1 pseudogene is annotated in these 424 nt (G+C 67.9%); it reads left to right on the top strand.

What is annotated here, in order from left to right:
• Positions 1-403, top strand: a pseudogene (locus tag TW83_RS21500) (glycosyl transferase); the annotation flags it as partial.
• Positions 404-424 lie beyond the last annotated feature (21 nt).

Genomic DNA, 424 nt, shown 5'->3' with positions numbered 1-424 from the left:
CGGCAACCTGGCCCCGCTGCAGAAGATCTTTGCCGCCGACCCACAGGCCGCCGCTGACATGTACAAGTACGAACAGCGCTTTGTCACCCGCAATGCCCCGGGCGGGGTCAAGTTCTGGCCGCGCGGGTGGCTGGCCCATTTCCGCTTTCACTGCGTGCCGACATTCCCGCTGAACTATCTGCGCGATCCCAAGATTCCGCGCGGGACGCGCATCGTGATGTTCCCCGGCAGCCTGAACCCGCCCGACGCGATCCTTGGCCGATGGGACGAGGCCGACGAGGCCCGCGCCCCGTTGGATCACCTGCGCGCGGCCTTCACCGGCCAGCGGCGCGAGGGTTTCCTGAAGCATCTGCGCCATTATGTCCGGCCAACCCCGTGGGTGGCGCAGCTTTGGCGTGAATGATGCCCCTGCCCCGCGCGCCCG

This window comes from Paracoccus sp. S4493 (assembly GCF_000967735.1).
Classification (GTDB): Bacteria; Pseudomonadota; Alphaproteobacteria; order Rhodobacterales; family Rhodobacteraceae; genus Paracoccus; species Paracoccus marcusii.
Note: the sequence above shows the minus strand (reverse complement) of the source record. Positions and strands in the feature narration are given on the sequence as shown.